The organism is Burkholderia catarinensis (assembly GCF_001883705.2).
Classification (GTDB): Bacteria; Pseudomonadota; Gammaproteobacteria; order Burkholderiales; family Burkholderiaceae; genus Burkholderia; species Burkholderia catarinensis.
The window spans coordinates 78,693-103,170 of the sequence record NZ_MDEQ02000007.1; the positions used below are offsets into that span (position 1 = coordinate 78,693).

Sequence of the window (24,478 nt, forward strand, 5' to 3'; positions counted from 1 at the left end):
GTATTGCTGAATCATTTATGTGCATTTACGCGTTTTAGTGCATTGCACAGATTCGGGGCAACTTTTGCAAAAAGTGGTGCGTCGTCGCTGTAACTCAAGCGGAGAAGTTCACAAGACTTTTCTTTGCACAACAGGGTGTGGTCTTACTGACGAGTGAGAAGGGGAAAATGAAACAAAGGGCATTGGCGTTGGCCATCAAAAGAATCCTTTGGGCTGAACTCGCGTTGTCGGCGGCTATCGCCGCTCCCGCGTTCGCGCAAAGCCAGCCGGCCACGACCGGTGGCACCGCTGCAACGACGACATCGGAAGCCGCACCGGCCGCGACGGACGCGGGCAACGTGACCAGAATGGAACGCGTGGAAGTCACCGGGTCGCTGATCCGCACGTCGGACAAGGTCGGCAACACGGAAGTGCAGACCATCACGCCGAAGGAGATCGAGCAGAGCGGCTACACGACGGTGGCGGACTTTCTGCGCGGCACGTCCGCGAACTCCGGCAGCAGCTGGGGACAAACGACGATGAACAGCTCCGCGCAGGGCGGCGGCGGCATCGCGTTGCGCGGGCTCAGCGAGAAATACACGCTGGTGCTGGTGGACGGTCAGCGGGTGGCGAACTACGGCAAGGCGGTGAACTTCACCGACACGTTCTTCGACGTCAACTCGATTCCGCTCAACATGGTCGACCACATCGACATCGTGAAGACCGGCGCGGTTTCGGTGTACGGCTCCGATGCGATCGCAGGTGTGGTCAACATCATCACGAAGAAGAACTTTCAGGGCTTGCAGATCGACGGCCAGCTCGGCAAGGCGCAGCATCCCGGCGACGCGCAAGGGAGTTTCAGCGTGCTCGGCGGCATCGGCGATCTGAACTCGGACCGTTTCAACGTGACAGCCGCGGCCAGCTACTACCGCGACAGCGGCTCGTCGCTCGCCGATCGCTCGCTTACCGCCAATCAGGACTTCAGCCAGTTCCCCGGCGGCCTCGCCGGCCCGCTCGGTCCGAACCAGCAGTCGTACTGGACGGCGCCCGACGGCACCAGGGTCGCGCTCAGCCCGTGCCCGCCCGGCAGCGTGTCGGCGAACGGCGGCTCGACGTGTAAATCGAATCCTGCCAGCACCACCTCGCTGGTTCCGGGCATCACGCGCTTGAACGCGAAAGTGCGCGGCACCTTCAAGATCAACGACGACGTGCAGGCCTACGCCGACTTGTGGGTGAGCCGCAACGAAACGGTGCAGAACGAAGGTCCGGCCGCGCTCTCCAGCACGACCAACGCGTTCAATCCAGCGACCGGTTCGGCGTTGCCGCTCTCGCGCACCGTCTCGGCGGGCAACCCGTACAACCCCTTCGGCGTCGCGACGCCGATCAGCTACACGTTCCCGAATACGGTTTCGGCCGATACGGTATCGACTTTCTGGCGTGCCTCGACCGGCGTGAAGGGCTCGTTCACCACGAAGAAGTTCGGCGACTGGGACTGGTCCGCGGATTACGGCCACTCGCAAAGCACGGTCGACACCACCTACCAGAACATGCTGAACGTGGCGGGCGTGGAGAGCATCCTGCAGAACGGCAGCTTCAATTTCTCGAATCCGTCGGCCACGCCGAATGGCTTGAACGGCGTGTTCCAGAACGACTACGAGCAGGCGATCTCCAAGCTCGACAGCGTGACCGCCAAGACCTCGACCGGCAACCTGTTCAATCTGCCGGGCGGCCCGGTCGGCGTCGGCTTCGGCACGGAGTTCCGTCACGAGAGTTCGCTGATCAACTCGCGCACCTATACCTCGCAGGGCATCACCGCGCCGGCCAACATTCAGACGGTCAACGGTTCGCGCAACGTGGCCGCCGTTTACTACCAGGTCGACATTCCGATCATCCGCAACCTGACGTTCACGCAAGCGGGCCGTTACGACCACTACAGCGATTTTGGCGGTGCGTTCTCGCCGAGCTTCGCGCTGCGTTTCCAGCCGGTGCAGGCGCTCACGACCTACGCGTCGTACAGTCGCGGCTTCCGTGCGCCGACGCTGGTTGAAAACTCGCAGGCGGTGTATCTCGGCCACCAGAACCTGGTCGATCCCAACGATCCGAGTGGCGTGCCGACCAAGCACTTCACGACCGAGCAGACCAACGGCAATCCGAATCTGCAGCCTGAGCACACCAAGAACTACAACATCGGCTTCCAGCTCTCACCGGACTCGTCCACGGATATCGGCGCGGCGTTCTACAAGATTCACATCGACGGCGTGATCGGCGTCAACGATCCGAACGCGGTGATGGATGCGAACAACCCGGCCACGGTAATCCGCAATCCCGACGGCACGGTGGCCTACATCAAGCAACAGTTCGTCAACCTCGGCTCGCTCGACACCGACGGCTTCGACATGAATTTCCGCAAGTCGGTCGGCACGAAGTACGGCACCTTCACCCTGGCGGGCGACTGGGCGTACGTGTGGCACTTCAAGCTGAACAGCCCGGGCGCGCCGACCCAGGACTTCGCCGGCAACAACCTCGCGCTGCTGCAACCGTTCGGCGCCAGCAATCCGCGCTGGAAGGGCAATACGAGCTTGAGCTGGGACTACCGTAAGTTCACCACCACGCTGACCTGGCAATACACCGGCCCGTACACCAATGCGGTGGCGGCCGAGTTCGGCGACGGCGGCACGTTGTCGGTCGCCTCGTATAGCCAGTTCAACCTGATGGCGACGTATCGCGGCTTCAAGCATTGGACGATCTACGGCGGCATCAACAACATTTTCGACCGCAAGCCGCCGTTCGACGTGGAGTGGCAGGCCACCCCGGATATCACCGGTTACGACCAGTCGCTTTACACCAACATCGGCCGCTTCTTCCAGGTCGGCGCGACGTACCGCTTCTGATGCACCAGCAGTCCGTTTAGTCAGTCGGCCGCTCCGGCTCCGTCATCGAGACCGGAGCGGCTTGCCTTTGTTAGACACGTAATAAGGAGTTCCCCGTGATCAATACCCTTATCAACTATTCCGTTCAATCGATGGGCCTGATTCCCTTGCTGGCCTTCATCTTCCTGCTGGGCATCTCGATTATCGTCGAGCGCTTCATATTCTTCTCGCGAGCGGTCAAGGCGGGCAAGACGCTCGAACATGATCTGAAGATGGTCGAGCCGGCCAATCTGGGCGACGCGCAGAAGGTCGCCGAACACTATAAGCAAACCGTGCAGGGCGAACTCGTCAAGAGCGCGCTGAAGGTGCAGGGCAAGCCGGAAGCGGTGGTGGAGCGCGAACTGGAGGAAACCATCATGTTCCAGATGCCGCGCCTCGACCGCAATCTGTGGATTCTCGATACGGCGGTGACGCTCGGCCCGCTGCTCGGCCTGCTCGGCACGATCATCGGCATGGTCGAGTCGTTCAACGTGCTCGGCGCGAGCGGCACCTCGAACCCGAACGGCGTGACGGGCGGCATCGGCCACGCGCTGACGGCTACCGCGTGCGGGCTGACCATTGCGATCATCTGCGTGATCTTCCTGAACTACTTCAACAAGCGCATCCGCATGACGGTCAATCAGTTCGACCTGATCAAGTCGCTGCTCGTGTCGCGCTTCGCCGCCTGAAGAACCGTCAAGGAGAAGGATCATGCGTAACCATCGCAGCCATTACCTGGGCGCGGAAGAGAAGGCGCGCATCGAGATCATTCCGATGATCGACATCATGATGTTCCTGCTGGTGTTCTTCATGCTCGCCACGCTGAAGATGATTCAGGGCGCGGGCATCAAGCTCGATCTGCCGCAATCGAGCACGGCGGAGCAGTTGCAGCAGACGGTGAAGGTGTCGATCGGCGTCACCAAAAGCGACGAGATTTATCTGGATGCGAAGCCCGTCACGCCGAACGAGTTGACCGCGCATCTGGAAGGGCTCGTCCACGATTCGAAGAAGGTCGACGTGGCGATCGCCGGCGACGAAGGCACGAGCTACAAGAACATCGTCAAGGTCATGGACCTGGTGCGCGCGGCGGGCATCAGCTCGGTAGCACTGGCGACCAATCCGACGACATGAACTCTCCGGTACTCGACATGAAAGACCCGCGAAGTCGCCTGAACGGCGCACTCTGGGCAGAGTCCACGCCGGCGCATCATGGCCGCATGTCCATGAAGACGGCCGTGGGAGTGGCGCTCGTGGTCGAGCTGCTGATCGTCGCCGGACTTTCGCAGGTGAGCTTCAAGCAGGAGCCGCCGCCCGCGCGCAAGGTGATGCAAGTGGAGATGGCCCCGCCGCCACCGCCGCCGCCGCCGGAAGTGAAGAAGATCGAGCCGCCGCCCGCGCCCACGCCGGTCAAGCCCGTGCCCAAGCAGGTGCAGCCGAAGCCGCTGCCGACGCCCAAGCCGCCGCCGGCGATGCCGTCGCCCACGCCGAAGCCCGCCAACATCGCACCGGCTGCCAATCCGAACGCGAATGCGCCCGCCCTCGCGACGGCGAACGCCACGCCCGGACCGGCCACGGCTCCGGCCGCGCCGCCCGTGCCCGCGGCGCCGCCAGCGCTGCATGGCGTGGTCGACGGCCGCGGCCATTGTCAGGCCGTGCAGCCGCAGATTCCGCGCCGCGCGTTGCAGGAGGGCATCTCGGCGACCGTGATCGCGCATCTGTCGATCAGCCCGGACGGCAGCGTGAACGACGTGAAGATCGTGCGCGTCACGCCACCCACCTCGGTGTTCAACGAGGCGGTCATCAGCGCGGCGAAGTCGTATCGATGCGAGAAGAACGCGGAGGCTTACGTCGGTGAAGTGGCGTTCTCGTTCAAGACCGCCGCGAGCGACGACGACCAGTAAGCACGGCGCGCGGGCGGCAACGCGCGTCTGTGAAGGGAGCGCGAGCGACGGCCGCAAGCCGTCCTTGCGCCGGTTCGGTGTAGTGCACGACGTACCAAGCCGGCCTGTGAGCCGGCGCCTATCCACACGCAATCACACGCATCCACACGCATTCCGAAGATGAGACTTGTGAAGTTTCGCTGGCCGCGCGTCGTGCCCCCGCTAACGCGCGTGCCCCCACTAACGCGCGTGCCACTGCCGAGCCTGAGCGCGGCATGGATGATGGCGCTAGCCGCGACTCTGGCTTTGAGCGCGGCGCCCGCGCAGGCGAGGCCGTCGATTGCTCAATACGACGAGCCCAAATACCCGGCCGATTTCGCGCACTTCGACTACGCCGATCCCGGCGCGCCCGCCGACGGCGCGCTCAGCTTCCAGAACTACGACGAGCTGCAAACCTACGATTCGCTGAATCCATTCCTCGTGCGCGGCGCGCCGGCTCCCGATATCCGGCACTTGATGTTCGACACGCTGATGCAGCGCAGTTGGGACGAACTGGCCTCCGAGTACCCGCTGATCGCGGATGACGTGGAAGTTGCCGCCGACCTGGGTTCGGCGACCTTCCACATCAACCCGGCCGCGCGCTTTTCGAACGGCGACCCGATCACCGCGGCGGATATCAAATACTCGTTCGATACGTTGACGAGTCCGCAGGCTTCGCCGATGTTCAACGCGGAGTTCGCGGCGATCAAACGCGCGGTCGTGGTGGACAACGCAACCGTCCGCTTCGACTTCAAGCATGCGGAACGCTCGGCGCCGCTGATTGCCGGCGACTTGCCGATCTTCTCGCGCAAGTGGGGTATGCGCGCCGACGGCACGCGCCCGCCGTTCGATCAGATCGCCTCGGAGGCGCCGATCGCGAGCGGCCCGTATCTGGTCGAGTCGCGCAAGAACGACAAGCAGATTACCTTCCGCCGCAATCCGAACTATTGGGCCGCGAATCTGCCGTCGCGGCGCGGCATGTACCGTTTCGCGAGTATCACGTTCAAGCTGTACCGCGATCACTACACGCAACTCGAAGCCTTCAAGGCCGGCGACGCCGACGTGGTCGTCGAATACAGCGCGACGCAGTGGGCCCGCAAGTACGTCGGCAAGAACTTCACGAACGGCATGCTGAAAAAGGGCGAATTCGCTGACGGCCCCGCGCAGATGCAGGGCATGCTGATCAATCAGCGCAAGCCGATGTTCCGGGACGTGCGCGTGCGCCACGCGCTGAGCATGGCCTTCGATTACGACTGGATGAACCGCATGATGTTTCACGGGCAATACCGGCGCACGCATAGCTATTTCGATGCGAGCCCGTTCGGCGCGACCGGCCTGCCCGGATACAAGGAACTCGCGCTGCTCGAACCGTATCGCGACAGCGTGCCGCCCGAGGTATTCGGGCCGATGACGAAGCAGCCCGACACCATCGCGCCGAATTCATTGCGCGGCAATCTGCGCGTCGCGCGCGATCTGCTTGCGCAAGCCGGCTGGCACTACCGCGACGGCGCGCTGCGCGACGCGAAGGGCACGCCGATGACCATCGAGATCATGGACGATCAGCCCGGTATGGATCGCCTGATCCTGCCGTACATGCAGGCGCTCGGCGTGCTCGGCATAGAGGCGCACATGCGCGAGATCGACAGCGCGTTGTACCAGAAGCGCCTCGACAACTTCGAATTCGACATGACGACCTTCATCTATCCGCCGGTGACGATTCCCGGCGCGGAGCTGCAACGCCGTTTCGGCAGCGCGGCGGCTTCGCAGATCGGTTCGGAAAACTATTCGGGCATCCGCTCGAAGGCGGTCGACGCGCTGATTCGCGCCGCGCTTGCCGCCACCACGATCGAAGACCTGCAAGCGGCGACTCGCGCGCTCGATCGCGTGCTCATCAACTCGTATTACCTCGTGCCCGAGTACTACGCGCCGGGCGCACGCATCGGCTACAAGGCCAGGATGGGATTTCCAAAGATCGTGCCGGCGACCTACCAGTACGAGGATTGGGTCATCAGCTACTGGTACGCGAAGCCGCAAGCGGCGCAGACCCCAGCGGCCAAGGCGCATTGAGCGACAGAGGAACAGCATGCTTGCCTACATTCTCAGACGATTGCTGTTGATGGTGCCCACGCTGCTCGGCGTGGTCACGCTGACCTTCGTCGTCACGCAGTTCGTGCCGGGTGGGCCGGTCGAGCAGGTGGTGACGCAACTCCGCCACGGCACTGGCCGTGGCGGAGAGGCCGGGGCGGGCGGCGGCGGTTATCACGGCAGCCAGGGCGTCGATCCGCAGCAACTCGAGCAGATCAAGAAACAGTTCGGTTTCGACAAGCCGCCGCTCGAACGCTATCTGCTGATGCTCAGGCACTACGCGACGTTCGACCTCGGCCAGTCCTACTACCAGCACGACAGCGTGTGGCAGGTGATTCGCTCGAAGCTGCCGGTCTCGGTCACGCTCGGCCTGTGGACCGTGTTGCTCACGTATCTGATCTCGGTGCCGTTGGGGATCGCCAAAGCGGTGCGCAACGGCTCGCGCTTCGATACCGTGACGAGTGTGCTGGTGCTGGCCGGTTACGCGATTCCGGGCTTCGTGCTGGGCGTCTTGCTGCTGATGCTGTTCGGCGGCGGCACGTTCTGGCAGGTGTTTCCGATGCGCGGCCTCACGTCGGATAACTTCGGCGAGTTGAGCGCATTGGGCAAGGCGCTGGATTATCTGTGGCACATCGTGATGCCGGTCACGGCCTCGGTGGTCGGCAACTTCGCGATCGTCACGATTCTGACCAAGAACACTTTTCTGGAAGAAATCGGCCGGCAGTATGTGCTGACCGCGCGCGCGAAGGGCGCGCCGCAGCGCGACGTGCTGTGGAAACACGTGCTGCGCAACGCCGCGATTCCGTTGCTGACCGGCTTGCCGGCGGCCTTCGTCGGCGCGTTCCTGAACGGCAATCTGCTGATCGAAACACTGTTCTCGCTCGACGGCATGGGACAACTCTCCTACGACTCGGTGATTCGCCGCGATTACCCCGTGGTGCTCGGTTCGCTGTTTCTGTTCACGCTGATCGCCCTCATCACCAAACTCATTGCTGACGTCTGCTATGTCCTCGTCGACCCCCGCATCCAATTCAACCGCCTGGACCGCTGACGCGTCCGGCGCGGCGCACGCGGCATCGCCGTCTCCGTGGCGGCGCACGTGGCTGCGCTTCAGGCGGCAGCGTCTGGGCTACTGGAGCCTCGTGATCTTCGTGTCGCTGTTCGTGCTCAGCCTGCTTGGCGAGGTGCTGTCCAACGATCGCCCGCTCGTCGTGCGCTACGACGGCCACTACTATTTTCCGATCGTGAAGGACTATTCGGAGACCCTGTTCGGCGGCGATTTTCCGGCGCGCGCGAATTACCTCGATCCGTATATCCGTTCGCGGCTCGAATCGAACGGCAACTTCGCGATCTATCCGCCGAATCATTTTCACTACGACACCATCGACTACTTCGCCGCGCATCCGTATCCGGCGCCGCCCACGTCGAGCAACTGGCTCGGCACCGATCAGTACGGCCGCGATGTGCTCGCCCGTTTGCTGTATGGCTTCCGCTTGTCGGTACTGATGGCGCTGGCGTTGACCGTGTCCGGCGTGGTGATCGGCGTGACGGCGGGCGCCGTGCAGGGCTTTTACGGCGGACGCACCGATCTGATCGGCCAGCGTCTGATCGAAATCTGGAGTTCGATGCCCGACCTGTACCTGCTGATCATTTTCGGGTCGATCTTCGAGCCGACCTTATGGCTGCTGTTCATCCTGCTTTCGTTGTTCGGCTGGCTCGTGCTGTCGGACTACGTGCGCGCCGAATTCCTGCGCAACCGCTCGCTCGATTACGTGAAAGCGGCGCGCACGATGGGTCTCGGCAACTGGCAGATCATGTGGCGTCATGTGTTGCCGAACAGTCTCACGCCGGTGATTACGTTTCTGCCGTTTCGCATGAGCGCGGCGATTCTCTCGCTGACGAGCCTCGACTTTCTCGGCCTGGGCGTGCCGCCGCCGACGCCGAGCCTCGGCGAGTTGCTGCAGGAAGGCAAGAACAATCTGGACGCGTGGTGGATTTCGATGTCCGCGTTCGCCGCGCTGGTGATCACGTTGCTGCTGCTGACCTTCATGGGCGACGCGTTGCGCAATGCGCTCGACACGCGCTCGCGCGGTTCGGCGTTCGGCGGAGGTCCGCGATGAGCGATGCAGTGCCGAGCCGCCCCTTGCTGGAAATCGACCGTTTCTCCGTGCGTTTCGGCGACACGATCGCGGTGCATGAATTGAGCCTCTCGATCGCGCGCGGCGAGCGCGTGGCCCTGGTCGGCGAGTCGGGTTCGGGCAAGAGCGTGACCGCGTTATCCATCTTGCGTCTCGTGGAGCAAGCCGAATTGAGCGGCCGCATATTGCTCGACGGCGACGACCTGCTGCAAAAAACCGAGCAGCAGATGCGCGGCATTCGCGGCGCCGATGTGGCGATGGTGTTTCAGGAGCCGATGACGGCGCTCAATCCGCTCTTCACGATCGGCAAGCAGATCGCCGAGAGTCTGCGCCTGCACGAAGGCTTGCGGCCGAACGAGGCGCGCGAACGCGGGATCGAGTTGCTCAGGCGCACCGGCATTCCCGAGCCGGAACGACGCATCGACAGTTTTCCGCATCAACTGTCGGGCGGCCAGCGGCAGCGCGCGATGATCGCGATGGCGCTCGCGTGCCGTCCGCGTTTGCTGCTCGCCGACGAGCCGACCACCGCGCTCGACGTCACCGTGCGCCAGCAAATCGTCGATCTGTTGCTCGCGTTGCAGGAACAGGAAGCCGCCGACCGCGGCATGGCCGTACTGCTGATCACGCATGATCTGAACCTGGTGAAGCGCTTCGCGCAGCGCGTGGCCGTGATGGAAAAGGGCGTGCTGGTGGAGACCAACACGACCGGCGCGTTGTTCGCCGCGCCGCAGCATGCGTATACGCGCCGGCTGCTCGACAGCGCGCCGCAACGGGCCGTCGAGCCGGTCGCCGCCGGCGCGCAGACGATCCTCGATGTGCAGGATCTCGCGGTCGATTACCGCATTGCGGGGAAGGGCTGGCGCGCGGCGCTCGGCAAGACGACGTTCCGGGCTGTACACGGCGTGAAGCTGAACCTGAAGCGCGGCGAAACACTCGGGATCGTCGGCGAGTCGGGCTCGGGGAAATCGACGCTGGCGGCGACCGTGCTCGGCCTGCAGCGGCCGGCGGCCGGCTCGATCGAGATCGACGGCATGCCGCTCGACGCGCTGCGGACGACGGGCGGCCGGCGCGCGCTGTACGGCAGGATGCAGGTCGTGTTCCAGGACCCGTTCGGCTCGCTGTCGCCGCGGATGACGGTCGAGCAGATCGTCGGCGAGGGACTCGCGGTGCACCAGCCGCAGATGGCCGGAGACGCGCGGCGTGCGCGGATCGCCGCGTTGCTTCAGGAGGTCGGCCTGCCGGCCGAGTCGATGCTGCGTTATCCGCATGAATTCTCCGGCGGCCAGCGGCAGCGGATCGCGATCGCGCGCGCGCTGGCGGTGGAGCCGGAACTGCTGGTGCTGGACGAACCGACGAGCGCGCTCGACGTGTCGATCCAGAAGCAGGTGCTGAATCTGCTGACGAATCTGCAAAAGAAGTACAAACTCAGCTACCTGTTCATCACGCACGATCTGGCGGTGATGCGCGCGATGGCCCACCGGGTCGTCGTGATGAAAGCGGGGCGCGTGGTCGAGGAGGGCGATACGCTCGACGTACTGCATGCGCCGTCCCATCCTTATACACGCGCGCTGCTTGCATCGTCGATGCCGGCTCCGGTGCGCGGCTCGCAAGAGAGAACCGATGATTGACGTGAATCGGGCGCAGCGCGCCCAGGCCGCCCGCGCGCCGTGCGGCGGTGCCGATGCCCTCGTGCGGTCCCGCGCCGGAACGCTGGCGGTTCGCTGACGCATGTCGATGCCGTCATTCTTCATCGATCGTCCCGTCTTTGCGTGGATCGTCGCGCTCGCGATCGTCGTCGCGGGCGTGCTCGCGATTCCGCAGCTTCCGATCGCACAATATCCGCGCCTTGCGCCGCCGCGGGTCGTGATCACGGCCGCGTATCCGGGCGCGTCGACCGAGACGGTCGACGGCGACGTCGGCAGCATCATCGAGGAAAGTCTCGACGGCGCCGACGGGCTCCTGTACTACGAGACGAGCAGCGACGGTCACGGCAACCTCGAGATCGACGTGACGTTTTCGCCCGGCACCGATCCGGACATCGCGCTCGTCGACGTGAACAACCGGCTGAAGCAGGTCGAGTCGCGGTTGCCGCAGCAGGTCGTCCAGCAGGGGATCGGCGTGTTCAAGGCCGCGAACACGTTCCTGATGCTCGTCACGCTGACGTCGACCGACGGCACGCGCGATTCCGCGCAGCTCGGCGATTACCTGAACCGCTACGTGCTGCGCGAGCTGAAGCGTGCGCCGGGCGTCGGCGCGGCCGAGCTGTGGGACGCCGACCAGGCGCTGCGGGTCTGGCTCGATCCGCACAAGCTGCGCGAATACGGTGTCGGCGCCGACGACGTGATCGCGGCGATCGGTACGCAGAACGCGACGGTGACGGCCGGTGCGATCGGCGACGCGCCGTTCCCGGGCGGCCAGCAGCTCACCGCGTCGATCGTCGTCAAGGGACAGCTCGCGTCGCCGGACGAGTTCGGCCGGATCGTGCTGAAGTCGAAGACGGACGGTTCGGCGGTGCGCGTCGCCGACGTCGCGCGTGTCGAAATCGGTCGCGACGACTACTCGTTCTATTCGCGGCTGAACGGCCGGCCGGCGGCGACCGTCGGCATCCAGCTCGGCCCGCGCGGCAACGCGCTCGAAACGTCGAACGCGATTCGTGCGCGGCTCGCCGAACTGTCGAGGGTGTTGCCGCCGGGCGTGGCGATCGAGATTCCGTTCGATGGTGCGCATTTCGTGAAGATCGCGATCCGGGAGGTCGTGCTGACGCTCGTCGAGGCGGTCGTGCTGGTGTTCTGCGTGATGTGGCTGTTCCTGCGCGACCTGCGTTACACGCTGGTGCCGACCGTCGTGATTCCCGTCACGCTGATGGGCGCGTTCGTCGCGATGTGGGCGTTCGGACTGTCGATCAACGTGTTCACGATGTTCGGTCTCGTGCTGGCGATCGGCATCCTCGTCGACGACGCGATCGTCGTCGTCGAGAGCGTGCACCGGGTGATGGAGGAGGGCGTGTCGCCGCGAGACGCCACGCGCCAGGCAATGAAGCGGATCGGCGGGGCGATCGTCGGCGTGACCGCGGTGCTGACCGCCGTATTCGTGCCGATGGCGTTCTTTCCGGGCACCGTAGGCGGCATCTACCGGCAGTTCGCGGTGGCGATGATCGCGTCGATGCTGGTGTCGTCGTTCATGGCGCTGTCGCTCACGCCCGCGCTGTGCGCGAACCTGCTGAAGCCGGTCGCGCGACACGACGGCGGAACCGGCCGCGCGCGACGACGCGGCATCGGCGCGCGTCTGGCCGACCGGTTCGGCGCGGCCTTCGCACGCGTCGAAACCGGTTATCGCCGCATCGCCGTGTTCGCCGTGCGCCGCACCGGCCTGGTCGTGGCGGTCTATGCGGCGCTCGTGATCGCATGCGGGCTGCTGTACTGGATGATGCCGGGCGGCTTCCTGCCGACCGAGGACCAGGGGCAACTGCAGGTGATGATCCAGTTGCCGGCGGGCGCCACGCAGGCGCGCACGCTCGCGGTCGCCGAGCGTGTCGAGGCGATCCTGCACGCGGAGCCGGCGATCGCGAACGTGACGAGCGTGATCGGCTGGAGTTTCGCGGGCAGCGGGCAGAACGTCGGGATGGCGTTCGTGGAGCTGAAGGACTGGGCGCAGCGCGACGTCGACGCGATGGCGTTGCGCGACCGGCTCAACGGGCGTTTCGGCACGATCCTCGACGGCGATGTCGAGGCGTCGCTGCCGCCGTCGGTGCGCGGCATCGGGCATTCCGACGGATTCACGTTCCGGCTCGAGGATCGGGGCGGCGTCGGGCTCGACGCGTTGAAGGCGGCTCGCGAGCAGCTATCCGAACGCGCGAAGGCGGATTCGTTGCTCGCCGCCGTGCATTTCGAAGACCTGCCGGACGCGCCGCGTATCGAACTCGATGTCGATCGCGCGAAGGCGTATGCGCTCGGCGTACCGTTCGAACGGATCGCGGGGTTGCTGGGCGGCACGTTCGGCTCGAACTACATCAACGATTTTCCGGCGTCGGGCCGGATGCGGAGGGTGATCATCGAGGCCGACCCGGCCGCACGCGCGACCGATGCGCAACTGATGGCGCTGACGGTGCCGAACCGCACCGGCGACATGGTTCCGCTGTCGGCCATCGCAGCGCCGCACTGGACGATCGGCCCGGTGATGTTGAATCGTTACAACGGCTATCCGTCGCTCGACATCAGCGGCCGGGCGGCGCCCGGCACGAGTTCGGGCGCGGCGATGGCGGAGATGGAGCGGCTTGCCGGTGCGCTGCCGGCCGGGATCGGCTTCGACTGGGTCGACGCGGCGCGCGAGGAGCAGGTTGCCGCGCGGCAAACGCCGTTGCTCGTCGGGCTGTCCGTGCTCGCGGTTTTCATGGCGCTTGCCGCCCTGTACGAAAGCTGGTCGATTCCGCTGTCCGTGCTGACGATCGTGCCGCTCGGCATGATCGGCGCGATCGCGGCGGCGCTCGCGCGCGGCATGCCGAACGACGTGTACTTCAAGGTCGGGATGATCACGGTGGTCGGGCTGGCAGCGAAGAACGCGATCCTGATCGTGCAGTACGCGCGCGATCTGGCCGGGCGCGGCGCGCCACTGCGGCAGGCGGTGATCGACGCGGCCGCCGCGCGGTTCCGGCCGATCGTGATGACGTCGATGGCATTCCTGCTCGGGGTCGTGCCGCTCGTGCTGGCGACGGGCGCGGGTGCGGAAAGCCGGCGTTCGATCGGCACGGGCGCGTTCGGAGGCGTGCTCGCGGCGACGATGTTCGGGCTCGTGTTCGCGCCGGTGGCGTTTCGGGTGGTGGTGTCCGTCGGCCGGCGCGGCCGGCACGCCGCGGTGACGAGGCGCGAGACGCGGCGGGCGGGAACGGTTGGGGATCTGGAGACTGATTGACGGTCGCGACGGGTTGTTGGCGGCGGGATCAGGGGTTTGGGGACGTGATTATTATATTTGACATAATCATAATTATCGATAATTTTAACGGGGTCGATGTTATAATTGAAGTGACTCTACACCGGCCGTGCTTGTCGGTTGCCGGCTCCGCCGAGATAATTTCCTTTCGGGCGCGACAGCCGATGCCCGCCAACGAAACACATGACCAAAGATCTGCGCAAGCCCGCGTGGGCTGAAGATTATCGTCACTGGTTCACCGAGCTCAAGCAGCGCGTCGAGCGCGCGCGGCAGCGCGCCGTGGCCAGCGCGAATCGCGAACTGGTCTCACTGTACTGGCAGATCGGTCGCGACATTCTCGACCGGCAGCAAAAACAAGGCTGGGGTGCCGGCGTCGTCGACCAGCTCGCGCGTGATCTCAAGGCCGCGTTTCCTGACATGCGTGGGTTTTCGCCGCGCAACCTCAAGTACATGCGCGCCCTCGCCCAAGCTTTTCCGCAGCCGGAATTTGTGCAACAGCCCGTTGCACAATTACCGTGGTCGCACGTTGTGACACTGCTCGACAAGCTTGACGACGCCCCGCAGCGGCTTTGGTATGCGGAAAAGTCGCTCGAGCACGGTTGGTCGCGCAGTGTGCTGACCATGCAGATCGAGACGGCCGCCCATGCGCGCGCCGGCAACGCCGTGACAAATTTCGCCGACCGGCTGCCGCCTCCACAGTCGGATCTCGCCCACGACGCACTCAAGGACCCCTATATCTTCGACTTCCTCGGCCTGACCGAGAATGCCCAGGAGCGCGACATCGAACGTGCGCTCACGCAGCACATCACACGTTTCCTTCTCGAACTAGGTGCCGGGTTCGCATTCGTCGGGCGTCAGTACCGGCTGGAGGTAGGTGGCGACGAGTTTTTCATCGATCTGCTCTTCTACCATCTCAAGCTTCGCTGTTACGTCGTTGTCGAACTGAAAACGACGCCGTTCAGACCCGAATACGCGGGGCAACTGAACTTCTACCTTTCCGCGCTCGATGCGCAGGTCAAGGCGCCGGAGGATCAACCAACTATCGGTCTGCTGCTGTGCAAGGAGAAAAATCGGCTTGTCGCGGAGTATGCGCTGCGCGGCGCGGCCAAACCGATGGGAGTGGCCGAGTACCAGCTTATGCGCGAGGTACCACCGTCGCTGGAGACAGGTCTCCCGACTATCGATCAGATCGAGGCCGAACTGCGTCCCGATCTTCCGGATCGCGCGGAATGATTCGTTGGCCGGCGGCCTGCCTGCCGGTCGAGTTGAACTAGGCATTGGCTTCGACAAAAAGGCAGATACCAATGAATTATTCCTACCACGCCAAGGTTTTTTGTTATCTCGAGATAGGCAACATTAAACTGCACACCAACATGCCGCTCCCCGTCCGGCTTGCTCGAGTGGCCACTCAAGTCGCGACGATCAACAGGTCGCTGCGCCTCCAGCGAGCTTCGCGGACGGCATCGTCGATCGCATTTGAGAGATCACGTAGTGCCTCATCGGCTACCGTAGAAATCTTGAGTCCAGCTGCGAACGCTAGTAGCAAGTCGAAATCCGCTCTGGCCACGAGAGTCGCGCGTTCAGGCGCGTTGGCGTCACCGGCCAACGCCGATATCGGTGATGCGGCTAGCACGCCATACACATCTCCGACCTTGCTCGAATTGATCGAGATGACGGCGACTTGCACGGCTCCAGCGGCATTGGCTGCTGCGTGGGCGTCAACGCGCAATGGCGTCGCGAGCGAATTGGGTCCAACCGACAGAAATTCTATGATCACGCCCATCCCGCCCCCGCCATCCACCGGTGATCAAGAAAATGAGTATCGAGCAGCCGTGCTCGAACTGCTCGGGCGACGCGAGCGTTCGCGATCGCGGCCAGTGCGGCGCCGGGCAGATCAATCAGATCGTTTGCTGTGATGGCGGTCGAGCCGCCCTGCTGCATACGTACCAATTCCGGTTCAACAAGTGCGCATCGGGCGGCATCCATCTTCTCCAGACAGGCGGGCAGGCGTTCGACGTCAGCAGTGTTGACTCGCAATACCGTCACGGCGAATGTTGCCAGCACGCGGGTGTCCCGACGTGGATATTGGCGATCGAGGCAGGCATGCAGCAGGCGAGTCGCCTCGCGAGTGGCGAGCGAGTTGTCGAGATTGCTGGTGGCTGCGAGGATACGCGCCAAAATGCCTGACGTGTCGTCGTCAGCGATAGTGCCGCCATGGGTGAGAATCGCCGCGACAAGCATGCGACGTGTCGGCGCGGGACCATGGATCAGCGACAGGCATAGATCGGCCAGCAGATTGCCAGGCGGCGGATCGAAGCGACGTACGATCCAGCCGACAAGCCGCTGGTGCGCCGTGACGGCGTTGCGGAATGCCACCGCGTCACGCAAGTAGTAGGCGCCTGCGAGATAACACTCCAGTCCACCATACAGTTCCATGATCGGACCCAGGTCATCGAGCGACAATGCCGTCGCACGTGCTTCGTCGACACGATCGATGAGATCGGCGTACATCGCCATGTCCTCGCTGCTCACCCGGCGGGCCAATGCATCGAGCGGTGGATCGAGAATCACTGGCACTCGAGATAATCCCTCTGGATGATGGGGATGGCGGTCGTCGCAAGATCACCTCGAGCCGCGACGAACGTGAGCCGATTGTCGACCGCCGCGCTTTCGATCATGTCACCGGCCTGCTTTCGGGCCAACTGATAAGCCTTCGTGCCGGTTTCCCGTCGCATGTAGGCCGCTCTCGTTCTCGCATACAACAGCGATCGCTGCGATACCGGGGGTTTGACCTTCAACGCATTGAGGAGGGACGCAGGGCCTTTGACCGTACCATAGGTGCTGTTGCCCCCTTTCGCCTCGCCGGCCATGACGAGTGGCCCCTTACCGCCTGGAATGTCGACGCTTATCACGATGTTGACATTGTAGGACGCTCCGGTTTCGAGATAGTCGAGTTTCGTGTTGATCGGAGGATTCATATAGTGTGCGGCCCAGTTGGCGTGCATTGTGTTCGCGTTGCCAGCGGCGCCGGCCGAAAGATCGGCACCGAGCAGCGCAGACGCCTCGTAAAGCCATGCGACCAACCCGATCTCCTCCTTGAAGCCGCGCAGCTGGGTAGCTGTCGTGGCTGCATTGGCGCCATTGAAGGCAGCCGTTGCGCGTGCGACGAAGCCGGTATTGGCAAACGGCGTCGTGATGCGGAACGCATCAGCGCAGATGGTCATGGCCCGAGAATGATGTTGATGCGTCAGGTGACCGTGTGAACGAGCGGCGAACAACGCATCGCGTACCTCGACCGCAACCGAAATAATCGCTGCGTGCGTACCCTGCTTCGTCTGGTCACTGGCGAACGACTCGAGCGCCGTGATCAGTTGCGCTGCGTAGCGATTGTTGGCGCTCGGCGTGCTCGAATTCAGGCGTGCTATTAGCCGCCGAATCGTCGCTAACTGCGAGCCACCGCCACCGCTCGTACGCGGATATGAGGCAAGACCGCCGCTCAATCACCCGGCTCCACGTCTGTCTTGCGTCCGGGCGCGTGACGCGATTCGTTCGCCGCCGGCGTGATGAGAGCGCCTGGTCGCGTTATCGCAGGTGGGCGCATCGCGCTTTCGAGTTCTGCCAGTGTGTTCCAGATTCTCGGCTCGATTTCGCGCATGGCTTTTCGCGACATGAAGCAGGCACCTAGCCATGCAAGTACGTCGGACGGTCGAGCCTGACCGTGCTCGATCTCGTCCAGACGATCCGCGAGCATCGCTGTGAATCCCGGATCCGACAGTTCGTCGGCCGACAACTCCTCGCGCCTCTCCTCCAGCGTCAGTGCTGCCTGCACGCCACTTACGGTCAGGCAGACCGAGCCGCCAGCCACCGGCATCTTGATCAGTTGTCTTTCCGCAAGGCTCTGCAGTGAGCGCGCGAGCGTTGAGGGGCGGCCGATCCCGGCAAATTCGAGATCGAGTAGCAAGCGATCGACCGGCATGTTCCACAATGTTGCAGCTTCCAGTGACCACTGCGGCACGATAGTGTCGAACGCATTGGCTTGCCAAGCATCTAGCAACGCATCGACGGAGTTAATTTGGGCGTCCTCGCCCAGCAGTAGCTCGGCGACGTACGGTACGACCTCGCGATCCTGCACCGTGCCCGACGCCGAGTTACACGACGTTGCCTGGATCCGTAGACGCACTTTCGCAGCACGAGCGGATTCGAACGGCAGGTCGAGCGAGGCATGTCGAACCAGATATGGTCCCTGCTCTGCAGCGATAAAGTGTTCCCAGACGAGCGTATAGACATCGCGATAATCTGGATGTGCGAATACGCCAGCAAGCGTCTCTGGCGATGCGCTGCGATCGAGAGGGGTGACGGGAGGATGACCTTCGCGGGAGCCCGGATCGATCGGCTCGAGCGGATCGAAGGCTCGTCCCGTGACCCCGTTGTTCGACCAGGTGCCGTCGTAAAGCGCCTGCAGCGCGTCCATCGTCCGCCACGGTAACAAACCGAAGCGACGCCACGCTTGCGCCATCAGCAAGATGGTGCCGGCCGCTGGCAGGTCAGCTGTTTCGTGTGTTACCACGGGCGGTTCGTCGGGCATCAGACGCAGTGTCTGCAGCGTGCGAAGCACTTTGGGGGCGTCGGCAGCGGGCGTCGTCGCCCGGTTCTGCTGCACCTGTACGACTTCACCTCGCAGCGTGATGCCGTCCACCTCGAGGCGAGCGACGATTCTCTGCGAGTCGGCCATTGAGCGTGTTTGGCGTGCCGTATCCAGTAGCATGCGTAGCACCGCGCCCTGCACACGGCCGATCATGATGCTGCGTGCTGCGGGCATGTGCTCCAGATCCACAGCGCCCAGCGGGGCGAGCTCCTCACACACCGCCAAGCATGCGTCGTCAGCCACCGGCTGTTGCATCACGGCGTGGAACCGTGCGGTGATGAGGTTGTCGGCGATCTCGCGGACGATTTCGGCCATCACCTTGTTTTCGTCGAGCGCGCCGGGCGAGGCCAGCGCCGCCTCGACGGCTGGGTGCGTGATCGCACCCAGCCGCGCGCGCACGACCCGCTTGCTCGCGAGCGGCTCGCGCAACAGCCGCAGGATCTGCCATCCGATGTATTCGCCCATCCGGTCGTCGTCGGTCGCTATTACGATATCGTCGACCGATTCGACGAGGGGCGTTGCGTTAGCGACGAACGCCGCGGCATGGTCCTGGGGTACGGGGCGCGGCACGAAGCCGGCATTGATGTCGACGCCACCTTCGAGCGGCAGCGTGGTCAGGGCGCCTGCCGTCGCTATCACCCCCGAAGCCTTGCCGAGTAGCTCGCCAAGGCTTGTCTGTTTGTTCGGCGCTTCAATCAACACGGCACGCTGCGGGTAGAGCGGCCGCGCGGTGGTGCGATGGCGCAGATGCACGCCAAGTTGCTCTACGGGCGACATCGAGACGAGCGCTTCGCGATCGGCGATCTCGTTGCGTGGCACAAATCGGTCTACGTTGCCAGAGAACAGGCGGGTAGGATGCGCGAACACGATGAATGAGCGTTTCGCGCGCGAGACGGCGACATTCAACAGACTGGCATCAGCGTCAATGAAGCTGCCGCCGCCCTGCTCCGGCCCCTCCACGAGACTGAAACAGACGATTGGCCGCTCGGCCCCCTGCAGCTTATGGACGGTGCCCACCACCACTTTGGCCACGTCGTCCGGCGCGGGCCATGTTCCAGCGCGCGACTCGCGGGCGTCGTCGAACGCTTGCTGGATTCTCTCCTTCAACAGGTCGGCCTGGGGACGATATGGCGTGATCAGCGCGACGATCTCCCGCAACGGCTTGCCCGCCGTGGCGGCGTTGGCTTGCCATGCTGGCCAACGCTCGACGACCCAGGCAACGATCTCTTCAACCTCGCGAGGATTGCGCCACGAGCCGCCTGCCGGCAACGGCTCGGCATTCACCGATACCCAGGCAATCGTAGGCTCCGGCCCCTTGTCGTCTTCCTCGGTTGTGATCTTGAGCCGATTTCCGTAAGCAAGCGTGTTGCAGTAACGGATGATGTCGGGCTTGCAGCGATAGTGGTATTTCAGCGTGACGCCGAGGTCGTCCGCTTCGCGCCAGCGTGACAGCAGTCGCGCGATGTCGAGCATGCTGCCCGATGCCACCGAACGGTGCGACCGAACGATATCATCGAGATACGGCAGCGTGTCGGTTTGAGCCGCAATGCCGAATTCTGTCAGCGGTGTGTTATTCCAGATTGGCGCCAGCTGTTTCCGATCGCCGACAACGGCGGCGCGGCGCGCAAGCGCGAAGATCGCAGCGGTGAGTTCCGGTGGCGCTTGCCCGGCCTCATCGACGACCAGCAAATCGACCTTCCCGAGCACATGTGTGACCGGGCTTGCCGGGTTGACGAGTGTCGGCTCGATGGCAAACAAGCGCGGTGCGCTGTGCAGCGTAGAGACAATGCAGGGCGTCAGCATGCAGAGGCGCCGCAGCGCATCCTCGACGTTCGCCGGGTGGCGCGTCACGAGCCGTTCGCGTTGCGCGAGCAAGAAGCGCCCTTCCCAGTAGCGCGCCGCCCAATGGAAGGCATCGGCGCGCCACAACAGATCGGCGATGTCTTCGGCTGCCCAGGCGTCGTGCTCCCGATTGAGTCTATCGATACGATCCTGCAGGACTTCGATCCGCTTCTCTGTCCACTGATCGCGTGCAGCTTCGAACGCCCTCTCGACACGGTGATGCCAAGGACCACCTTCGCGCCACTCCCGCTCGAAGCTGGCTTGGGCATCCATCACGAGATCGAGTCGGTGCCAGACATGCTCAATCGCAGCTTCAAGCGTCGTCAGCTCGGGATCGTTCAGAGCATGCCGCGCATGGATGAGATAGGCTTCTTCATATTCGATTGCACGAAGCGGATCGAGTACATCCTGCCGGTTCCAGTAGCGGTAAAGAAAGCCACCTTTGGTCTCCTGGAGGCAGACGAATCGCTCCGCTTCCGCGCGCGTGGAAGCGTCGGTGAGGCGTGAGCTGGCCGGCAGGTAAGCGCCGTAGCTGCTTGCATCTGCAATCCAACGCTGGGCGTGGGTGAGCGTCGCGTCCGGATGTGGTGCGTTGCCGAACGCCTCAATCACGTTGGTGACGGACTGGTTGGTCGCGCCGCAAGCAAGCGTGATAGGACACGGCGCCTGCTGCAGTGCCGCGTTGATCCACTGGCTAGCGACGACGGCACGCAGCATCGACGTCTTACCGCTTCCCGGCGGTCCGTTGACCGCCTGTAGTTCGCCCTCCTTGAGCGACAGGATCGCACCGACTGCCGTGCGCTGTGTGGCATCGAGAGGGAATAACCCGCGTCGCGCAACGCCGCCGTCATATTCATCGATGTGGCCCGTCATGGCCTGATTGATCGAAGGTGGAGCTTGTTCGATCCACGCCGCGTTTTCGCCGCCGCCCAGTCGCTCGAATAGCGGCAGCCGTCCATTCTCGCGTTGTAGCTCGGTGAGCGCAGCCGCGTACGTGGCATTCAGCTGACCGCGTCCGCTGCCCTCGGCGGGTAACGTTACGGCGTAAAGTTGCCAAGAGCGGCGTTGGCCAGAACCGCGGCGGGTGCTCGTCTTCCGATCTCTGGGTAATCTCGCGATCAGTTCCGTCAGCAACGCAACGTCATCGTCGACTCCAAGCAAGCCGCGCAACACGGCCATCGAGGTACGCCACCAGGTGTCCCACCCCGGTGCCACGGTTGGATCGGTCACCATGGCGCTGAGCTGTTGCGTCATCGCCGCATTCGCCTCGTCTCGATGCGCGATCCGGAAACCGTAAGACTCGACGTCGGGATCGAGATACTTACCGTTGAAGATCGGCGGTGCGTCGGTACGAGGAGCCAGCAGATTGTCCTCGGTAAGGATGGCCGGCACTGCCAACAACATGTGCATCCGGTTCTTCAACTGTGGCACGTGGTTCGCGTCGGCCTCCCAAAGCGCCAGGACCACCTGTACATTGTTGCCGGTCGATGTTTGCCCCTCTGCGTCGGGGCTGGCGCCGTGCCGATGCGCATCTGCAGCGAGCAACGTGAGCTCCGGCAGCTTCCCACTCTTGCGAAGCCGATCGCGCAAGTCGTCGAACGACACGTAATCGAGTGCCGAACACCAGTATTGCGCAAGCGCCTCGACGGGGATTTCTGGCACCCGGATGGTTACAGCGGTCCGACGGTAGATACGATGCGGTCCAGAGACGGGTTCCGGTGCTATCGGGATGGCAGGCGGAGCGGCTGTGGAAGCGCGCGGGACACTTGATTGAGCGTCGATTGCACCGTGCGTGGGAGATAGTGTGACGTCACCGCTAACGGCCTTCGCAAGCGAGACTAGGAATTTACTGAGCCAGGGCCGAATCATCGTCGAGTGTGTTGGAAAGGTGGGGCATGGCACGATGCAGGTGCGACGCGCTCCAGTACTGGCCTCTCGATACGAGACGCACAATGATCGGGACGCCAGGGGCAAGCCCTGCGCTCCTCGATACCGATTCGGCAACGAAAGCGCGGCTCGTGCCGCGGCCAAGTCGTTCGTCGCTGAACTGGAGGGTGACCATCATGAATGGCTCGGTATGCTTGGCGGCGTCGGCCGTATCCGACGAGAGGGTGAGCGACGTCATCGGCTCAGACTGCGGATCGCCCCCCGGTCCCGAAGCCTGAAAGGCGGGCCCGGCTTGCTGACGCGGCACGTGAACTTTGATCGAATCAACAGTCGCGGCAACCCAGTCGATCACCTCACCGTCGGCGGTCGGTACGCGGAACATGCCGGGCGCCAGCAATCGCAGGAAATTCCATCGAGTCTCCTCGCCTGCCGACTCGATCCACATAAGCACGCGATCTATCGACAGTGCCTCGGCATCCTCACGTGGGCCACGCAATATTGCCGACCACGAATCGATTAACGCACGACTTTGCTCGTCGGTGTCGGATTCCGGCAACGAGGCGCGATGTACCGCCTGGATGCCAAGCGCGCGCAACGCGCTCGATTTCACCCAAATCCTCGCTGAAACCGGTGCTCCCTCTTCGTGCGTGGCGAACGGAACGGCTTTTGCGCCCGATGCGGACCACGTATTCAGTGCGAATGCCACGACAGGCTGCTGCGCTGCGCCGGCATGGCGTCCACCGGGAAATGCCTGACCGGCGTGCGGCGCATGCAATACCGTGGCTTCGAAACGCGAGCCGTTTCGTTGCGCATCGACGAGCACCTCGGTGCCTGTACGAATGAACGCAATGCTGGCACTTTCTACGATCGATTGCGGTAGCACCAGAGCCGCGCCATCTAAGTCGAGATCAGGGTCCAGCGGTGTCAGCAAATATTCACGCACGCCTTTCGTGGGCCCCACCAGCACGCTTGCTCTCACCGACTGCAGCGTGGATGGCAGATGGTCCATTAGCACCGACACGACGCTCCATCGATTGTTTACGATGGCGATTTCACAATGAAAGCGTTTGCCCGCCACCGGCTGGATCCCGAGCCTCTTGACGCTGAAGGTCGCCTCCGTGGCGGGCGCCTGAGTGACGATGACTGCGTTCGCCCAAGTGCCATAACGGCCCTCTTTCCACTCATGGACGACCGCTTCGACCTGGATCGATCCGATTGGCTGATTGTTCATCGAGGGAATCGAACTCGACCCAATTGGGCACTCCCCTCATGCCTGTCCCTGCCAACTCGCGTCATCGTGAGTACGGTTCGAACTGTTGGTTGGTCGAATTGCACTCCCATTCGCGGGTTCAGCGCAGAAGCACGCCGTGCGGTGAAAAGACAAGCAGACGCTCCGATCTTGTACATGTATCTGGTCCTGAATCTGTCAGTCTGCCTCTGGGTTGCACGTATCGACCGCCCAGGTGATCGACAGTCGAAATTATCAAATTCCAACTGGGTAATCAGTTGCCAAAATCTAAACGGTTTTCCGAGATCACAGCTAGCATCCCGGAGTTAGCAGCTTGTGCTGCCGGGGGCGAAAGCGCGCCCAGAGCACCTTCCGTCCTATACGGAACTTTACATTACGCCTCCCAAGCGGAGACTGACTCGCTTTGCATCAGTCATCGCGTAAACTCGGCGGCAGAAGTTCATCTACTACGTCGGAATGTCCAGGACGAATTGGTTGCCCAGGCTCGGTCGACAGTGCGCCGAGCCGGGGGGCAGTTATTTCAGGTTTCTAAGCTTCTTGATCGCATCTGTCAGCAGCGAAGGTACAGAAAGGCCATGATGATCTACAAGCTTCTGAATTTGAACTACCGAAAGATCCCTGAAGTGAATCGCCTCGAAAGTCTTAAATAATTCGTTCAACTGTTTCGTTAATCGTTTGATTTCAACCTTCCGCATTGCCTCGACTTCGTGTGTGAACGAAGCTGTTCTGGCCGCAACGTTGCTCGGATGAATGATGATACGTTTGACCTCCATTCCCCTATAGTGTTTTTTTGAACCTCGCACTTAAACGGTTCATCTGCTCAGCTTCTCGCTTGTTGATCTCGGCAGGATCAATTTCGACTTCGTTCTTGCACTCCCACAAGATGTACTGGGTATCCT

Annotated in this window: 16 protein-coding genes; 10 read left to right on the forward strand and 6 right to left on the reverse strand. The window is 63.2% G+C overall.

Annotated elements, in window-relative coordinates; genetic code table 11:
- Positions 1 to 167 precede the first annotated feature (167 nt).
- The 10 genes from BFF94_RS13220 to BFF94_RS13265 all read left to right on the forward strand — a co-directional run bounded on the left by BFF94_RS13220 (position 168) and on the right by BFF94_RS13265 (position 15,189).
- Complete coding sequence (locus BFF94_RS13220) at positions 168 to 2,870, forward strand: TonB-dependent receptor plug domain-containing protein (RefSeq protein ID WP_128841982.1); 2,703 nt, start codon at positions 168 to 170, stop codon at positions 2,868 to 2,870.
- 95 nt (positions 2,871 to 2,965) lie between these two features.
- Positions 2,966 to 3,577, forward strand: a complete 612-nt coding sequence (locus tag BFF94_RS13225; protein ID WP_128841983.1) for a MotA/TolQ/ExbB proton channel family protein — start codon at positions 2,966 to 2,968, stop codon at positions 3,575 to 3,577.
- A 22-nt stretch (positions 3,578 to 3,599) separates the two neighbouring features.
- A complete protein-coding gene (locus tag BFF94_RS13230; protein ID WP_006750545.1) occupies positions 3,600 to 4,019 on the forward strand; it encodes an ExbD/TolR family protein in 420 nt (139 codons plus the stop codon).
- A gap of 86 nt (positions 4,020 to 4,105) precedes the next feature.
- Positions 4,106 to 4,789, forward strand: coding sequence for a TonB family protein (locus BFF94_RS13235; protein ID WP_246637292.1), 684 nt, complete (start codon positions 4,106 to 4,108; stop codon positions 4,787 to 4,789).
- 159 nt (positions 4,790 to 4,948) lie between these two features.
- Entirely contained in the window at positions 4,949 to 6,874 is a 1,926-nt protein-coding gene (locus tag BFF94_RS13240) for an extracellular solute-binding protein (RefSeq protein WP_128847432.1), read from the forward strand.
- 16 nt (positions 6,875 to 6,890) lie between these two features.
- Complete coding sequence (locus BFF94_RS13245; RefSeq protein WP_128847430.1) at positions 6,891 to 7,943, forward strand: microcin C ABC transporter permease YejB; 1,053 nt, start codon at positions 6,891 to 6,893, stop codon at positions 7,941 to 7,943.
- The gene (locus BFF94_RS13250; protein WP_128847428.1) at positions 7,897 to 9,012 is read left to right on the forward strand and encodes an ABC transporter permease; all 1,116 of its coding nucleotides are present in this window, start codon (positions 7,897 to 7,899) and stop codon (positions 9,010 to 9,012) included. The genes BFF94_RS13245 and BFF94_RS13250 overlap by 47 nt, the downstream gene beginning before the upstream one ends.
- Entirely contained in the window at positions 9,009 to 10,658 is a 1,650-nt protein-coding gene (locus BFF94_RS13255) for an ABC transporter ATP-binding protein (protein ID WP_128847426.1), read from the forward strand. The genes BFF94_RS13250 and BFF94_RS13255 overlap by 4 nt, the downstream gene beginning before the upstream one ends.
- Positions 10,659 to 10,764: 106 nt before the next feature.
- Positions 10,765 to 13,938, forward strand: coding sequence for a multidrug efflux RND transporter permease subunit (locus BFF94_RS13260; protein ID WP_128847436.1), 3,174 nt, complete (start codon positions 10,765 to 10,767; stop codon positions 13,936 to 13,938).
- Between the two features lie 201 nt (positions 13,939 to 14,139).
- Entirely contained in the window at positions 14,140 to 15,189 is a 1,050-nt protein-coding gene (locus BFF94_RS13265) for a PDDEXK nuclease domain-containing protein (RefSeq protein WP_128847424.1), read from the forward strand.
- Between the two features lie 175 nt (positions 15,190 to 15,364).
- On the opposite strand, the gene BFF94_RS13270 is transcribed toward BFF94_RS13265, so the two are convergent.
- From BFF94_RS13270 to BFF94_RS13295, 6 genes are all read right to left on the reverse strand, one after another.
- A complete protein-coding gene (locus BFF94_RS13270) occupies positions 15,365 to 15,739 on the reverse strand; it encodes a hypothetical protein (RefSeq protein WP_128847422.1) in 375 nt (124 codons plus the stop codon).
- A complete protein-coding gene (locus BFF94_RS13275) occupies positions 15,730 to 16,527 on the reverse strand; it encodes a hypothetical protein (protein WP_128847420.1) in 798 nt (265 codons plus the stop codon). Before BFF94_RS13275 ends, BFF94_RS13270 begins: the two co-directional genes overlap by 10 nt.
- Positions 16,524 to 17,456, reverse strand: coding sequence for a hypothetical protein (locus BFF94_RS13280; protein WP_128847418.1), 933 nt, complete (start codon positions 17,454 to 17,456; stop codon positions 16,524 to 16,526). Before BFF94_RS13280 ends, BFF94_RS13275 begins: the two co-directional genes overlap by 4 nt.
- Positions 17,453 to 22,105: an AAA domain-containing protein gene (locus tag BFF94_RS13285; RefSeq protein ID WP_158062069.1), complete on the reverse strand. Its 4,653-nt coding sequence runs from the start codon at positions 22,103 to 22,105 to the stop codon at positions 17,453 to 17,455. Before BFF94_RS13285 ends, BFF94_RS13280 begins: the two co-directional genes overlap by 4 nt.
- Positions 22,106 to 22,289: 184 nt before the next feature.
- Entirely contained in the window at positions 22,290 to 23,561 is a 1,272-nt protein-coding gene (locus BFF94_RS13290; protein WP_128847412.1) for a hypothetical protein, read from the reverse strand.
- A 533-nt stretch (positions 23,562 to 24,094) separates the two neighbouring features.
- On the reverse strand, positions 24,095 to 24,352 hold the full coding sequence (locus BFF94_RS13295; protein WP_143269700.1) for a hypothetical protein: 258 nt from the start codon (positions 24,350 to 24,352) through the stop codon (positions 24,095 to 24,097).
- Positions 24,353 to 24,478: the final 126 nt, after the last annotated feature.

What these genes read in the sequence shown, in the direction of transcription:
- BFF94_RS13220 (WP_128841982.1), top strand. Translation starts at nt 168, where the DNA reads ATGAAACAAAGGGCATTGGCGTTGGCCATCAAAAGAATCCTTTGGGCT.
- BFF94_RS13230 (WP_006750545.1), top strand. Translation starts at nt 3,600, where the DNA reads ATGCGTAACCATCGCAGCCATTACCTGGGCGCGGAAGAGAAGGCGCGC.
- BFF94_RS13235 (WP_246637292.1), top strand. Translation starts at nt 4,106, where the DNA reads ATGTCCATGAAGACGGCCGTGGGAGTGGCGCTCGTGGTCGAGCTGCTG.
- BFF94_RS13240 (WP_128847432.1), top strand. Translation starts at nt 4,949, where the DNA reads ATGAGACTTGTGAAGTTTCGCTGGCCGCGCGTCGTGCCCCCGCTAACG.
- BFF94_RS13245 (WP_128847430.1), top strand. Translation starts at nt 6,891, where the DNA reads ATGCTTGCCTACATTCTCAGACGATTGCTGTTGATGGTGCCCACGCTG.
- BFF94_RS13250 (WP_128847428.1), top strand. Translation starts at nt 7,897, where the DNA reads ATGTCCTCGTCGACCCCCGCATCCAATTCAACCGCCTGGACCGCTGAC.
- BFF94_RS13255 (WP_128847426.1), top strand. Translation starts at nt 9,009, where the DNA reads ATGAGCGATGCAGTGCCGAGCCGCCCCTTGCTGGAAATCGACCGTTTC.
- BFF94_RS13260 (WP_128847436.1), top strand. Translation starts at nt 10,765, where the DNA reads ATGCCGTCATTCTTCATCGATCGTCCCGTCTTTGCGTGGATCGTCGCG.
- BFF94_RS13265 (WP_128847424.1), top strand. Translation starts at nt 14,140, where the DNA reads ATGACCAAAGATCTGCGCAAGCCCGCGTGGGCTGAAGATTATCGTCAC.
- BFF94_RS13270 (WP_128847422.1), bottom strand. Translation starts at nt 15,739, where the DNA reads ATGGGCGTGATCATAGAATTTCTGTCGGTTGGACCCAATTCGCTCGCG.
- BFF94_RS13290 (WP_128847412.1), bottom strand. Translation starts at nt 23,561, where the DNA reads ATGAACAATCAGCCAATCGGATCGATCCAGGTCGAAGCGGTCGTCCAT.
- BFF94_RS13295 (WP_143269700.1), bottom strand. Translation starts at nt 24,352, where the DNA reads ATGGAGGTCAAACGTATCATCATTCATCCGAGCAACGTTGCGGCCAGA.